The 15734-nt window shown below is 33.2% G+C and carries 13 protein-coding genes and 1 pseudogene; all 14 read left to right on the top strand.

Annotated elements, in window-relative coordinates; translation table 11 throughout:
* Positions 1 to 45: 45 nt before the first annotated feature.
* A complete protein-coding gene (locus Q9R23_RS07340; protein WP_396136361.1) occupies positions 46 to 729 on the top strand; it encodes a sugar transferase in 684 nt (227 codons plus the stop codon).
* Positions 730 to 731: 2 nt separating this feature from the next.
* Entirely contained in the window at positions 732 to 1676 is a 945-nt protein-coding gene (gene fcl, locus Q9R23_RS07335) for a GDP-L-fucose synthase (protein ID WP_311246725.1), read from the top strand.
* A gap of 17 nt (positions 1677 to 1693) precedes the next feature.
* On the top strand, positions 1694 to 2773 hold the full coding sequence (gene gmd / locus Q9R23_RS07330) for a GDP-mannose 4,6-dehydratase (protein ID WP_311246724.1): 1080 nt from the start codon (positions 1694 to 1696) through the stop codon (positions 2771 to 2773).
* A gap of 90 nt (positions 2774 to 2863) precedes the next feature.
* The gene (locus Q9R23_RS07325) at positions 2864 to 4081 is read left to right on the top strand and encodes an oligosaccharide flippase family protein (RefSeq protein WP_311246791.1); all 1218 of its coding nucleotides are present in this window, start codon (positions 2864 to 2866) and stop codon (positions 4079 to 4081) included.
* On the top strand, positions 4074 to 5258 hold the full coding sequence (locus tag Q9R23_RS07320) for an O-antigen ligase family protein (RefSeq protein WP_311246723.1): 1185 nt from the start codon (positions 4074 to 4076) through the stop codon (positions 5256 to 5258). The genes Q9R23_RS07325 and Q9R23_RS07320 overlap by 8 nt, the downstream gene beginning before the upstream one ends.
* A gap of 44 nt (positions 5259 to 5302) precedes the next feature.
* Positions 5303 to 6427, top strand: a complete 1125-nt coding sequence (locus Q9R23_RS07315) for a glycosyltransferase (protein ID WP_311246722.1) — start codon at positions 5303 to 5305, stop codon at positions 6425 to 6427.
* A 19-nt stretch (positions 6428 to 6446) separates the two neighbouring features.
* On the top strand, positions 6447 to 6995 hold the full coding sequence (locus tag Q9R23_RS07310; protein ID WP_311246721.1) for a WcaF family extracellular polysaccharide biosynthesis acetyltransferase: 549 nt from the start codon (positions 6447 to 6449) through the stop codon (positions 6993 to 6995).
* 4 nt (positions 6996 to 6999) lie between these two features.
* Positions 7000 to 8247: a glycosyltransferase family 4 protein gene (locus tag Q9R23_RS07305; RefSeq protein ID WP_311246720.1), complete on the top strand. Its 1248-nt coding sequence runs from the start codon at positions 7000 to 7002 to the stop codon at positions 8245 to 8247.
* A gap of 22 nt (positions 8248 to 8269) precedes the next feature.
* Positions 8270 to 9661 carry a sugar phosphate nucleotidyltransferase gene (locus Q9R23_RS07300; RefSeq protein ID WP_311246719.1) on the top strand — a complete coding sequence of 464 codons (1392 nt, stop codon included), beginning with the start codon at positions 8270 to 8272 and terminating at the stop codon, positions 9659 to 9661.
* 57 nt (positions 9662 to 9718) lie between these two features.
* The gene (locus Q9R23_RS07295) at positions 9719 to 10789 is read left to right on the top strand and encodes a hypothetical protein (RefSeq protein WP_311246718.1); all 1071 of its coding nucleotides are present in this window, start codon (positions 9719 to 9721) and stop codon (positions 10787 to 10789) included.
* On the top strand, positions 10789 to 11760 hold the full coding sequence (gene galE / locus Q9R23_RS07290) for a UDP-glucose 4-epimerase GalE (RefSeq protein ID WP_311246717.1): 972 nt from the start codon (positions 10789 to 10791) through the stop codon (positions 11758 to 11760). Before Q9R23_RS07295 ends, galE begins: the two co-directional genes overlap by 1 nt.
* A gap of 23 nt (positions 11761 to 11783) precedes the next feature.
* Positions 11784 to 12743, top strand: coding sequence for a type I phosphomannose isomerase catalytic subunit (locus tag Q9R23_RS07285; protein ID WP_311246716.1), 960 nt, complete (start codon positions 11784 to 11786; stop codon positions 12741 to 12743).
* A gap of 21 nt (positions 12744 to 12764) precedes the next feature.
* Entirely contained in the window at positions 12765 to 14492 is a 1728-nt protein-coding gene (locus tag Q9R23_RS07280; RefSeq protein ID WP_311246715.1) for a phospho-sugar mutase, read from the top strand.
* Positions 14493 to 14511: 19 nt separating this feature from the next.
* Positions 14512 to 15679 (top strand): annotated as a pseudogene (locus Q9R23_RS07275) (nucleotide sugar dehydrogenase).
* Positions 15680 to 15734 lie beyond the last annotated feature (55 nt).

Below are 15734 nucleotides of genomic sequence, written 5' to 3'. Positions count from 1 at the left end.
AATAGTAGTGAAGAAGAGGTTGGGGTAACTTTACTAGCTTCTGAAATAAATGATGCTGCTGTGATTAATCAAGTCACGATTGAGAAGCCGGATGTTTCCTCGACGAAAAGTATTTTATATAGAGTTGCAAAAAGAACATTGGATATCATATTATCATTAATATTTTTAGTATTATGTTCTCCTATATTTTTAGTGTTATTCGTATTAATAAAAACGAAAGAACCTAATCATAATGTATTTTTTGGTCAGTATAGATATGGGTTTAAAGGAAGAAGATTTAAAATGTATAAATTTAGATCTATGGTTGCAAATGCAGAACAAAAATTAAAAGATAATGAAGTTCTTTACAAAAAATACGTAGATAATAATTACAAACTAGAGTCTCATGAAGATCCCAGAATTACTAAGCTTGGTGCATTAATAAGAAAATACAGTATTGATGAAATTCCGCAGTTTTATAATGTTTTAAAAGGTGACATGTCAATAGTAGGTCCAAGACCTATAGTTGACGAAGAGCTAGAAATTGAGTATGGATTAGATAAAATTAAATTTTTATCTACAAAGCCTGGTATAACAGGATATTGGCAAGCAAACGGAAGAAGTAATGTGGGTTACCCAGAAAGAAAGAGTATGGAACTTTACTATATAGATAATTGTTCATTTTTATTAGATGTAAAAATTATATTATTGACGATAAAAAGTGTGATTTTTAAGACGGGAGCATATTAACTGTGGATTTAAAATCAAAAATTTATATAGCAGGACATCGTGGTTTAGTTGGTTCTGCTATTCACCGGAAATTGATAAAAGATGGTTATACGAACTTAGTCGTACGGACTAGCAAAGAGCTTGATTTACGCGATAAAGAACAAGTGGACCGTTTCTTTAAAGAAGAAAAACCTGAATTTGTCTTCGTTGCAGCTGCTAAAGTAGGAGGAATCGTTGCAAATAATGAATTCCCAGCGGACTTCATCCGCGACAATTTAATGATTCAAACGAACGTGATTGACGCTTCGTATCGAAATCAGGTTGAAAAACTATTGTTCCTAGGTAGTACTTGTATCTATCCTAAATTAGCACCGCAACCATTAAAAGAAGAGTATTTATTGACTGGTCCACTTGAACCGACAAATGATGCTTACGCATTAGCGAAGATTGCTGGAATCAAAATGTGTCAATCCTACAATAAACAGTATGGAACAAATTACATTTCAGCGATGCCGACAAACCTGTACGGTGAAAACGATAATTTTGATCTTCAATCTTCTCACGTTATGCCAGCTTTGATTCGGAAGTTCCATGAAGCAAAATTATCGAACCAATCGTCAGTTGAAGTATGGGGAACAGGTACGCCTAAGCGTGAATTCCTCTATTCAGATGACTTAGCAGATGCCTGCGTATATTTAATGAACCAATATAATGAAGATGAAATCATAAACATTGGAGTAGGACAAGACGTATCAATTAAAGAACTTGCTGAAACGGTGCAACGTGTGGTTGGCTTCGAAGGTGAGTTGAAATTTGATGCGACAAAGCCAGATGGAACACCTCGTAAATTAGTTGATACGACGAAAATTAATCAACTGGGCTGGAAAGCAAAGGTAGAGTTAGAAGATGGAATTCGCAAAGCATATGATTGGTTCTTAAATAACACAGATAAACTAGAAAAAGTTTAATTCGAGGAGCGAGAAACATGAAAAAAGCATTAATTACAGGTGTTACAGGTCAAGACGGATCGTACTTAGCAGAATTTTTACTCGGAATGGACTATGAAGTGCACGGTGTTATTCGTCGTAGCTCGTCTTATAACCAAGAACGATTGGAAGACGTCATGAGCGAGAATGAGGCGGAATCAATGTATAACAATGAGAACTTCCACCTTCATTATGGAGATATTACAGATACATCGAACGTCATACGATTGATCAGTGAAATTAAACCAGATGAAATTTACAACCTAGCAGCACAATCGCATGTCCGTGTATCATTTGATGTACCAGAATATACAGCTGACGTTGATGCTGTGGGAACATTACGGATTTTAGAAGCTGTTAAAATCCTTGGTCTCACTGAAAAGACACGAATCTATCAAGCATCAACTTCAGAACTTTACGGAAAAGTTCAAGAAGTTCCACAATCGGAGACAACACCATTCTATCCACGTTCGCCATACGGTGTCGCTAAGATGTATGGTTTCTGGATCACAAAAAACTACCGTGAATCGTATAACATGTTTGCTGTAAACGGTATTCTCTTCAATCACGAATCAGAACGCCGTGGTGAAACATTTGTTACTCGTAAAATTTCACTAGCAGCCGCACGCATTGCGCAAGGGAAACAAAAAGAGTTGAAACTGGGTAACCTCGATTCATTACGTGACTGGGGATATGCGAAAGACTACGTTGAATGTATGTGGTTAATGTTACAACATGATAAACCAGAAGACTTCGTTATTGCGACCGGTGAAATGCATACGGTTCGCGAGTTTGTTGAGCTTGCATTTAAGCATACAGGTATTGACGTAGAGTGGGCTGGAACGGGCGTAGAGGAAAAAGGATATAATAAAGCAACGAAAGAATTAATCGTATCTGTAGATCCTAAGTTCTTCCGTCCTGCAGAAGTAGAACAACTTTTAGGTACACCAGAAAAAGCAAAGCGTGTTTTAGGATGGAATCCAACTAAAACATCTTTTGAGCAATTAGTAAAAATTATGGTAGATTATGATACAGAAAAAGTTAAAAATGAGCAACATAAAGTTAAGATGTTCGATTAAATAAATGAGAGTATTTGAAAAATCAAATACTCTCATTCTAACCAATATTTTCTACGTATATAGAAGGAGAGTTAGACTCTAGTGAAAAAAATGCTCACTTGGTCATTTATGGGTAACATAATATATACAATGTCACAATTTGTTATTTTAATGTTGCTAAGTTATGGTGGAGATTATGACGATGTAGGAAAATATGGATTTGCGCTTGCCGTAACTGCACCTATAATTAAAATTACAAATATGCAACTAAATTTAATAATTTCAAGTGATCAAAAACACGAACTAAACTTTTCTTCATTATTTAAAATAAGGATTGTTTTTTTGGTAGGATCATTATTATTTTTAATAATATCACTTTTCTTATTAAATTTTAACAGAGAAACATATTTGATTATAGTTTTGATATTTTTCTCTAAAATAATTGAGAGCTTAAACGATTTAATTTATGGTTACTTTCAAAGAGATCATAATATTAATTTAGTTGGTAAGTCAAAAATACTAAAAGGTATTTTTTCGTCGATTACTTTTGCTATATCTTATATCATTTCTAATAGTGTTATTATTGCTCTATTTGTTTTAAATATCACTTGGTTGACTATATTAGCAATCGATTTAAATAAAACAGTGTTATATAAAAGTGATATCAAAAAAAATATTGATAAGTACAAAAAGATTATTATAATTAGTTTTCCTCTAGGTATTGCTGGAACTTTCGATTTAATAAATGTAAACATTCCAAGATATTTATCACAATATTTTTTAACCAATACTGAATTAGGTTTTTACACTATAATTTCTTATCTAATGATTGCAGGAGGAGTATTAATTGATTCTATATGTATAACTTTTTTACCAAGATTAAGTAGATATATAGAAAGTAAAGAATTTGATAATTTTTATAAAATGATCAAAAAAATTAATATTTTTGCAAGCATTTTAAGTATTTTGGGAATAATAATTTCATACTTCTTTGGATCATTTGTATTATCAATATTGTTCAATATTTCGAATTTAAAAGTTGAAAAATTATTGGTAATAATTATGTTTGGATGTTCATTTTGGTATTTTTCTAGTTTTTACAATACATATCTATACGCTATGAAAATATATAAAAATCAATTAAAGATAATGATTGTATGTTTTGCTGTCACAGTTTTATCTGGTTTTTATCTTGTTGAAAATGCAGGATTGTTAGGCGCTGGATGGGTTTTTGTTATTTATATGTTTACCAGATTCTCTTTAACATTTGCTCAGTTCTACCTTAATAAGATTAATGTTTATAAAATTATGGGAGAATATTATGAATAAAATGACTTATAAAATTGTATTGTTTTTATTCTATTTTTTATTTGTAATTTCTTATTACGAATTAGAGTGGATTAATAAAATTCGATATCTAGGAATAGCGTTAATTGTAATAATTGGGATAATTTCATATCTAATTGATAAAAAAAACATGAAAGAGAAGAATACTTCTTTCAATAAAGTAAGTGTTATATTGTACTATTTAATGTTTATAACTTTAACAGTCACTACACTGTTCTCGAACTATCAAATCAACTCATTATTTAAAATTATCTCATTGTTTGTATTATTTATAATTGTTTTTTTTATATTACCTCATATCATAAACAAGATAGGATTAATTACTCACAATTTTTTGTTAATATACTCAATATTGTTAGGAATTGGTATTGCTTTTCTTATAAGTCCAGATGGACATATTGTTAGCTACGGAGCAAGAGTAACTACCTTTGAAACGAGATTAAAATTATTTTTTTATCATCCTAATATTTTAGGTAGCATGTGTTTTATTGCAATTGCGTTTTTTCAACTAAATTATGTTTTAAGAACAAAGAAAATATCAATTACAAATAAATTATTACATTTATTTATAATTGTAATATTAATCTACATATTGTATTTAACAAACTCTAGAACACCACTTTACAGTCTAATTATTTTACAAGTAATAATTTTTTATAGAAAGTATCTAAATACCTTTTATAAAAAATTAACTATATATGCTCTTTGTATTGCTGCTATTCCTCTCTATATAAATCAAGTACTAAATATGTCCTATGAAGAATTAAACATACTATTAAGTGATAGACTTTATCTCTGGAATCAAGCTCTAAATCAGCTACTATTTGAAAATAAAATATTAACTGGTGTGGGATCATATTTAAATTCGCAACTAGATTCACTGGATCTTGTTTTAATTGATAATGGATATATTTACATTATGTATCAAAATGGAGTAGTAGCTCTAATTATTTTATTAATATTGAGTGTAAATACTTTATGGTCAACTTTTCGAATTAAAGTAGCTGATAAAATAAAAAATTATTTTTTATCACTATTTACTGTGTATTTATTTATAGGTTTTTTTGAAAATTCCTTGTTTAATATTAGTAATTTAGTTTGTATTACAATTTTATCGACAACATATTATGTTAATAAATATCATGCAATTAATATTTGATTTAAAATCATATAATATTTTATTAAAAGTAAAGGAAGATAAAATTGAAAAAAATTTTTGTTAATGCCACTTCATGTACCGTTGGAGGAAGTAAAACAATATTATTACAATTTATAAATAACATGAAAAAAAGTAATGTTAATAATATTTGTTATTATTTATTTGTTGCTGATAAAAAGGAAATTCAAGATATCAACGATATTAATGATGAAAATTTAGTAGTAATAGAAGTTAAAGCAAAAAAGTGGAAAGATAGATTATACTGGGATTTTTTCGGTATGAAATCATGGTCTGAAAAAAATAAAATTAATCCAGATAAAATTATATCGTTACAAAATACCGGTGTTAACTATAACAAAGAAGTTAAGCAAATTATATATTTGCACACGCCGATTCCATTTGTCACTTATAAATGGAATATAATTAATAAGGAAGAGCGAAAGTTATGGTTTTATAAATATGTTTATCCATTTTTTATTAAAAAATGGATAAACAGTAATACAGAATTTGTTGTTCAAAGTGAATGGCTAAAAAAGTCTGTTTCAAAAAAACTAAAAGTTAATAAAAACAAAATTCATGTTTTTTTCCCGGATCTTCCTCAAGTAAAATTGAATTCCATTGAAGTAGAAAAAAATGATCATGAAACTAGTAATTTTTTATTCTATCCAGCAATGAACTATGTATATAAAAATCACAATGTAATTATACAAGCTTTAAAAAAAATAAAAGTAACAAATTATTCGATATATAAACGAATTAAAATTGTATTTACTTTGGATGACAATTCAAATGTGGCGAAAAAATCAAAAGAATCAGGAGTACAATCTAGAATTAAATTTACAGGAATGCTAAATAAAGAAGAAGTTGATTATTATTATAATAATTCAAAAGCAGTATTATTTCCAAGTTATATAGAAACATTTGGTTTGCCACTTCTAGAAGCAAAAATGTACAAGAAACAAATTTTAGCTTCAAATGAGTTGTTCTCTCAGGAAATTCTCAATGATTATGAAGGAGTAAAATTCATTGACAAATTCTCATCAGAAGACTGGGCAAATCATATAATAGAAATATATTCAAAAAAAATAGTTAATAAGAATATTGATAAAAAAGAGAACGTTAACATTAAAACATGGTCAGATTTTTTTATATATGTAAACAATTTCTAAAAATAGAAGGGGAGATTTTATGAATTTAGAACAGTATAATCAAGAAAATTATCAAATCGGAAGGGCGAAAATAATTGTATTGATTTGGTGGTTAATACAATCAACATTGTTTAGATTATCTATTCATAATATGTATAGATATAGAAGAATGATTCTTATTCTTTTTGGTGCAAAAATAGGAAAGAATGTAAAAATAAGATCTTCAGCGAGATTTCATTATCCTTGGAAAGTGGAAATTGATGATAATTCATGGGTAGGAGATGACACTTATTTTTACAGCTTAGATAATATTTATATTGGGAAAAATTCAGTGATTTCACAAAAAACTTATCTTTGTACAGGTAGTCATGATATTAGAAAACAAAGTTTTGATTTAATTACTAAACCAATTGTTATAAAAGATAATGTATGGATTGCAGCTGATTGTTTTATTCATCCCGGTACTATTATTGAAAATAACGTAATTGTAAGTGCTAGAAGTAATGTTGTTGATAGTTTGAAATCTGATTATATCTATGCCGGCAATCCAGCCGAAGTAATTAAATCTATTCCTGAAAAGAGAAGATAATAGTATGAAGAAAAATTTGGTTTTTGTCATTAATTATTTTTATCCCGATTACGCATCAACAGGGCAGCTTATGACTGAACTTTGTATGCATTTAAAAAATGATTTTAATATTACAGTTATCGCAGCACAGCCTGGATATAGTAATGAAACTTACAAGGGAAGATCAAAAAATATATTCGAAGAAGAGCAATGGAATGGGTTAAAAATTATTCGAATTCGTTTGCCCAAAGTTAATAAGAACTCTAAAATCAGTAGAGCAAAGTATATTATAAATTATTTTATTTTAGCTAACTTTGTTCTTTTAAAAGAAAAAAATGTTGATTTAATTTATACGATTTCACAGCCTCCAATAATAGGTGGTTTGATAGGAACAATTGGAAAAAAAATAAAATCTTCTAAACATGTTTATAATATTCAAGATTTCAATCCAGAACAAGCAGCTGCTGTTAATTACACAGATGGAATTTCACATAATATTGCGAAAATATTAGATAAAATAAATTGTTCTTACTCAGACCATGTGATAATTGTAGGCAACGACATGAAGAAAACATTAGAAAAGCGCTTTGGAGTTAACCATAAAATTAGTCATAGCGTAATTAATAACTGGACAGATGAAAATCAAATAATACCATTATCAAAAGAGAATATAGAAGTAAGTAAATTTTTAAGAAAATATAATTTGGAAAATAAATTTATTATTATGTATTCAGGTAATTTAGGTTTGTTTTATGATTTAGAAAATTTAATCAAAATTGCGACAAAGATGAAATCTATTCCTGATATTCATTTTTTATATATCGGTGAAGGTGCTTCTAAAATGAAGATGCAAGAGTATGTATCTAAGCAAGAATTAAAAAATGTTACTTTTTTACCATATCAACCAAAAGATTTTATAAAATACTCACTAAATGTAGCAGATGCACATCTCGTCGTGAATCAAAAAGGAATCAAAGGTGTATCTGTTCCTAGTAAAATTTATGGTGTTATGGCGGCTGGAAAACCTATATTAGGTGTGCTCGAGCAAGGTAGTGAAGCTGAACTTTTAATTTCAAACAGTAATGCTGGTTTTGTATCTGAACCGCAAGACTATGATCATTTTATTGAAAATATAATGTTGATGTATAATTTGACAGATCAAGAGCGCATTGAAATGGGAATGCGTGGACGCTCTTATCTTGATAAAAATCTAAAAAAAGAAATCTCACTCAATAAATATAAAGATACACTCAATATGATTTTGAATAAATAATTTTGAAAGTAGGAAACACTAAATGAAACTTGTTCTACTGTCGGGAGGGTCTGGTAAACGACTGTGGCCTCTTTCGAACGATACTCGATCAAAACAATTTTTGAAAGTACTTGGAAGCCAAAAATTACAGGAACAGTCAATGGTTCAGCGTGTCTGGGGACAACTTGAATCTACAGGCTTATCAAATGATGTGATGGTTGCGACTTCTAAAATGCAACGGGATATGATTCATGCTCAAATTGGTGAGAATGTTCCATTAATCATTGAACCCGAGCGTCGTGATACATATCCTGCAATCGCCCTTGCCGCAAGTTATTTATACTCTGTACAAAATGTAGATAAAAATGAAGTAGTAGTTGTTTTACCAGTCGATCCTTATGTAGATGATCAATTTTTTGAAAAGGTTAAAGTATTAGAGAAGATGTTAATTGCAACTGATGCTGATTTAGCATTGATGGGTGTAAAACCAACTTATCCTTCTTCAAAATACGGTTATATGGTGCCTATGAAGGGTTCAACTATATCTAATAATCATATCCAAGTTCAAAAGTTCACAGAAAAACCTTCTGAAGAAGAGGCAGCTGAGTTGATTGAATCTGGAGCTCTTTGGAATTGTGGCGTATTTGCTTTTCGTTTAGGCTATTTACTGAAAACACTTGAAGAAAATAACCTACCTTTAAGTTATCAAGAACTACTAGACATGTATGTAACACTACCTAAAATTAGTTTTGATTACGCTGTAGTCGAAAAAACTACTAATATTATCGCAGTTCCTTACGATGGCTACTGGAAAGATCTTGGGACTTGGAATACGCTAACGGAAGAGATGGCAACATCTCAAATCGGTAAAGGTATTATTTCAGAAGATAGTACAAATACTCACCTTATAAATGAACTAGATATTCCTGTAACCGTGATTGGAGTAAAAAATCTAGTTATTGCAGCTAGCCCGGATGGGATTTTAGTGTCTGAAAAAGAAGCTAGTCCGAAAATCAAAGATTACATCGGACAATATGATCACCCACCAATGTATGAAGAGCGTATGTGGGGGTGGACGCGCACTCTAGATTATGCAAAATACGATGAACAAAAGGAAATGGTCACGAAACGTATTTGTATCTATGCTGGACGTAATTCTTCGTATCATCGACATATCTTGAGAGATGAAGTATGGACGATTGTACGAGGCGAAGGAGATTTAGCAGTAGACGGGCGTATTACTCGAGTTAAGGCAGGAGATATCGTTCACTTACCAGCCGGTAAAGAGCACGGTATTTATGCACTTTCTGAATTAGAGTTTATTGAGGTGCAGACAGGTCTTGAGATTACAGAAGAGGACTTTGTACGTATCCATTATAAATGGTCAGATGTTCTTTCTTGCTTCAATCAATCCGAGTCTCGCGTTATTTATTAACCGCTTGTTTGTGGAGAGAATATACACTTCTCTCCTGTTTTTATTTGGAGGAAATAAATGAAGATTGCCTATTATATTTCAGATTATGGATACGGGCATGCTACACGTAGCATTGCAATCATTCGAGAATTATTGAAAAGGAATTCGGAGATAATGATTACCATCTGCCATAGCTTTGCTACTGAGTTATTAATAAATTCCTTCGATGACAATCGGGTGACTCTCCGCGTTATACCGACAGATGTTGGATACATCTTGAATTTAGATACTCTAGAATTAGATTCTGAAAAAATGAAGAAAATGTATGAAGAATATTTATATTTTCGCCCTCAAAAAATAAAAAAAGAAATAAATTTTTTAAAACATAATCAAATTTCATGTGTTATAACAGATATCTATTCAATTGCCATCGAAGCTGCTAATGAATTAAATATTGTAAGCATAGGAATATCAAACTTCTTATGGAGTGAAGTCTATGGAAATATAATTGAAGAATCAAAACTTGAAGTAATGAAAGATGCGTATAAGAAAATGACGTATTACTTCCAACTAGAAGGTAGCGTTAACGCAAGTAAAACATATAATTTTTTCTCACGAAAAATTAATGTGAGAGAAGTAGAAAGAATTAGAGCAGATCTAAACATATCGTCTAAAGATACCGTTATTTTCTACGGGCTTGGTATGAGAGTAGATCACAGTCATCAATTAAGTAATAAATCACCTTTATGGTCTACCGAAAATTGTAAATTTATTGTATCTTCGCACGTAGATATCAGTCATCCAAACGTACATAAAATACCAAAAGACTATATTGAAACACAAAATTATGTGGCAGTTTCTGATTTTACTATTACTAAACCGGGGTGGAGTACAGTTGGTGAAGCCTTATGTGGGGAAAGTAGAATAATTCTAGTAAATAGAGCATCTTTTAATGAGGATCAAGCTACTATCAATAAACTAAAAAAATCAAATCATTGCAAAGTGTTAACAATAAATGAACTTTTATTATTAAATATTAGTAAAGAGACTATAAATCAATTGAATGAATTAATTCAACTTAGGTCCATTGGTAATGAAATTGATAGTTTAATGAATGATTTACAAAAAAAACTTGATGAGGTGAAATGATGATACTTGTAGTTGGTGGTGCAGGTTATATTGGAAGTCATGTAGTAAAGGAACTTTTAAACAAAAATAAAAAAGTAATCGTGTTAGATAATTTATCAACAGGATTTCGTTTTGCTGTGGATTCACGGGCAATTTTTATTAAAGGTGAACTAGGAGATACAAATACTTTAAAAGAAATTTTTAATGAGTATACTGTTTCGGCAGTCATGCATTTTGCAGCAAATAGTCTCGTCGGAGAATCAGTTGTTAATCCAATCAAATACTATTTAAATAACGTGAGCGCTACCTTGAATTTATTATCTACAATGGATGCTTATCAAATTAAAAAATTCGTGTTTTCCTCTACAGCAGCGACGTACGGACTAGTCGAAGAATCAATTATTACGGAAAGCACATCTGTTCAACCCATTAACCCTTACGGTCATTCAAAATTGATGGTTGAGCAAATACTAGCTGATTTACATAAAGCAAATGGATTGAACTATGTAACCTTAAGGTATTTCAATGCCGCAGGATCTCATCCCGATCAGACAATTGGAGAAAATCATAATCCTGAAACACATCTTATTCCAATCGTATTACAACATTTGAATGGAAGAAGAGATCAAATAACTGTCTATGGTCAAGATTATGATACACCTGACGGAACCTGTATTCGAGACTATATTCACGTTTGTGATTTGACTGATGCTCATATTTTAGCGTTAGAAGCGCTTTTAGATACTACAGTCACAAATGAAACGTATAACTTAGGCAACGGTCAAGGTTATTCCGTCAAAGAAATCATTCAAACTGCTGAAAAAATAACGGGCAACCTAGCTCACGTTGAAATAGGTCTTCGACGTGAAGGTGATCCGGCGAGATTAATAGCTAGCTCTAAAAAGATACAAGAGGCGCTAGGCTGGACCCCTAAATATTCATTAGATGATATTATACAGCACGCTTGGAACTACGAAGTAAAAACTCACTAATTTATTGCACATAAGGAGAAGTCATGATATTAAAATTAGAACCCATTTTTCAAGAACGTATTTGGGGAAGTCAACGACTTAAAGAAGAGTTTGATTATGAAATTCCTCACGGTACGATTGGTGAATGCTGGGGAATTTCGGCGCATCAAAATGGCGAAAATACAATTAACAATGGTCCCTATTCGGGTCATACCTTATCTGAACTTTGGGCAAACCATCGTCAAGAACTGTTTGGTGATTTTAATCATGAAACATTCCCTCTACTCGTTAAAATACTGGATGCTACAGATGATTTGTCTGTACAAGTTCATCCGAATGACGAACAGGCGTACAGTTTAGAAGGAGAACGATTTGGTAAGACGGAGTGCTGGTATGTACTTGATGCCACTCCAGGATCTGAACTCATTCTTGGACACACTGCTCAGACTAAAGCAGAACTAGAAGTTGCCGTTGCCAACGAAAAATGGTCTGATTTGCTAAAAAGACAACCTGTTAAGAAAGGTGATTTTGTTTTTGTTGAAAGTGGAACGATTCACGCAATTGGCAAAGGAATCATGATTCTTGAGACGCAACAATCTTGTGACACTACGTATCGTGTATACGACTTTGATCGAACAGATGATAAGGGGAACAAGCGAGAACTTCATTTAGAGAAAGCACTTGCTGTTACAACGGTTCCTGATGTTCCTGTACTTGCACAGCCATCTGAACAGTTAGTTCATGCGGGAATGATTCGTACGCTTGTTCAATCACCCGAGTTTGATGTTTATCATCATCGCGTAAATCCAGGATATGTGTACCCAAAAAGAGCTCACTTTTCATTAATGACGATTATCGAAGGGGGAGGAATTCTTCAAACTGATGATGAGTCACTAGAAGTAACTAAAGGTGATCATTTAATCATTACTAAAGAGACGAGTAACATCGTTGTTGCTTCAGGGCAAATGGAATGGATTACAAGTGAAATCGGTCATGAAAAGTGATCAAATGTCGTGGAGGACAATATGAATTATCTTGAAAAGGCACAACAATGGAATACATATGACCATCTTGATTCTGAATTGAAAGTAGAATTGGAATCTATTTTAAATCAGACATCAGAATTAGAAGAGCGCTTTTATAAATCGTTAGAGTTCGGAACAGGTGGGATGCGTGGTGAGCTAGGAGTCGGTACAAATCGCTTGAACATCTACACTGTTCGTAAAGCAATCGACGGACTTGCCCGTTATATTGTTGAACAAGGCGAAGAAGCAATGAAACGTGGAGTGGTCGTTGCGTATGATTCGCGTTACAAATCAGCAGAGTTTGCGATGGAAATTGCTCAAGTGCTAGGACATTACAACGTTAAATCGTATGTCTTCGACGCGCTACGTCCGACGCCAGAGTTATCCTTCTCAATTCGCTATCTGAATACATTTGCAGGGATCGTTATCACGGCAAGTCATAATCCGCCTGAATACAATGGAATTAAGATTTATGCAGAAGATGGTGGTCAAATGCCGCTTGAGATGGCGGATGTTATTACTTCGTACATCAACCAAGTTGAAAACGAATTAACGATTCCGTTTGTGGAATACGAAACGCTTTTGAAAACCGGTTTGTTGCAAATGATTGGTGAAGAGTTTGATCGAGCATATCTAGCTGCACTGGACACACTTCAATTGCGAAAAGTTACAAAGGCAGATATGAAAATCGTATTTACGCCACTTCATGGGACGGCGCATCATCTTGTTCCAGAAGGTCTAAAACGATTTGGTTTTGAGAATGTCATTCTGGTAACAGAGCAAATGACTCCGGATCCAGAATTCTCTACTGTCGATTCGCCGAATCCAGAAGAACATGCGGCTTTTGAGTATGCGATTCGTTATGGAAAAGAGCACGACGCGGATTTATTACTCGCAACTGATCCAGATGCAGATCGACTTGGTGTTGCTGTTAAGAATGCTAAAGGACAATATGAAGTCTTAACAGGAAATCAAACGGGCGCATTGATGTTACATTATATATTGGAACAGAAAAAGCGAGCAGGAAGTCTTCCTGTGGATGGTGCGGTCTTAAAAACAATCGTTACTTCTGAGATTGGTCGTACGATTGCTACCGATTATGGTATGGAGACAATTGATACATTAACTGGATTCAAATTCATCGGAGAACAGATTAAACAATTTGAAGAGCACTCTTCAAATACGTTCTTGTTTGGTTATGAAGAAAGCTATGGCTATCTGATTAAAGAGTTTGTTCGTGATAAAGATGCTGTTCAAGCAGCTGTATTTATTGCAGAAGTCGCATCATATTATCATGAACAAGGAATGACATTGTACGATGCCTTACTTAACTTAATGGAGCAATATGGGTACTATCAAGAAGATCTTATCTCATTGACGTTAAAAGGTAAAGATGGTGCAACGCAAATTCAAGAAATGATGGAACAAGTCCGACAAGCACCTATGAACGAAATTGCAGGTAAACGAGTCGTGATGATCGAGGACTATCTATTAAGTCAAAGCATTAATCTTAAAGCGAACGAAATCACTCGTATCAACTTGCCGACATCAAACGTATTGAAGATACATCTAGAAGGTGAGTCATGGATTACACTTCGTCCATCCGGTACAGAGCCTAAAATTAAGTTCTATTTTAGCGTAAAAGAACAGGACCTTGTATCAAGTGTCGAGACACTTGATACACTAAAAAAAGAATTCATGAGTATCGTGAATGGTGTGACGATATAAATAAAGGAGTGCTAAGTACATGAAAATCACGGTAGCAGGAACAGGATACGTTGGTCTATCGATGGCCGTATTACTCGCCCAGCATAATGAAGTCACATCGATTGATATCGTTAAAGAACGGGTCGAAATGGTTAACAACCGTAAGTCACCAATTGTTGACGCAGAAATCGAAAACTTCCTTCAACATAAGGAATTAAATTTACACGCGACAACAGATAACTTCGAAGCCTACAAAGAAGCAGAGTTTGTCGTCATCGCGACACCGACAGATTTATGATCCAGTACGCAATTATTTCAATACACGGACAGTCGAAAGCGTCGTCGCAACGGTACTTGCGATTAATCCGGATGCGACGATGGTCATCAAGTCGACGGTACCAGTAGGTTATACAGAAGAATTAAAAGAAAAATTTGATACACCGAACATCGTCTTCTCACCAGAGTTCTTACGTGAAGGACAGGCGTTACATGACAACCTCTATCCATCGCGTATCGTCGTTGGTGAACGGTCAGAGCGTGCGCAACAGTTCGCTGATTTATTACTGCAAGGGGCAGTGAAGAAAGACGTTCCTGTCTTATTGACAGACTCGACGGAAGCAGAAGCAATTAAACTCTTCTCGAACACCTATCTTGCGATGCGTGTCGCGTTCTTCAATGAACTTGATACGTATGCGGAAGTACGGAACTTAGATACGAAACAAATCATCGAAGGTGTTGGTCTCGATAGCCGGATTGGGAACCACTATAACAACCCGTCATTCGGCTATGGTGGGTACTGTTTACCGAAAGATACAAAGCAGCTACTGGCAAACTATGAAGATGTTCCGAACAACATTATCGGTGCAATCGTGGAAGCGAACCGGACACGGAAAGACTACATCGCAGATACGATCATCAAACAAAATCCAAAAGTCGTAGGTGTCTATCGCTTAACGATGAAGACGGATTCGGATAACTTCCGTGCCTCATCGATCCAAGGTATCATGAAACGAATCAAGGCAAAAGGAATTGAAGTGACAGTCTTCGAACCAGTCTTGACGGAAGATACGTTCTACAACTCACGTGTCATTCGTGATCTTGAAGCGTTCAAGCAAGAATCGGATATCATTATTTCGAATCGGATGCATCCAGAGTTGAGTGATGTGGAAGAGAAGGTTTATACGCGGGATTTGTATAGTAGAGACTAACTAGTTTTAACATGTATAGAATTCAAAAAACAGGAGTACAGAATAACGTGCGTTT

The sequence above is a fragment of the Exiguobacterium sp. BRG2 genome, from assembly GCF_031844245.1.
In the GTDB taxonomy this organism is placed as follows: Bacteria; Bacillota; Bacilli; order Exiguobacteriales; family Exiguobacteriaceae; genus Exiguobacterium_A.
This window is presented reverse-complemented; position numbering and strand designations above follow the sequence as displayed.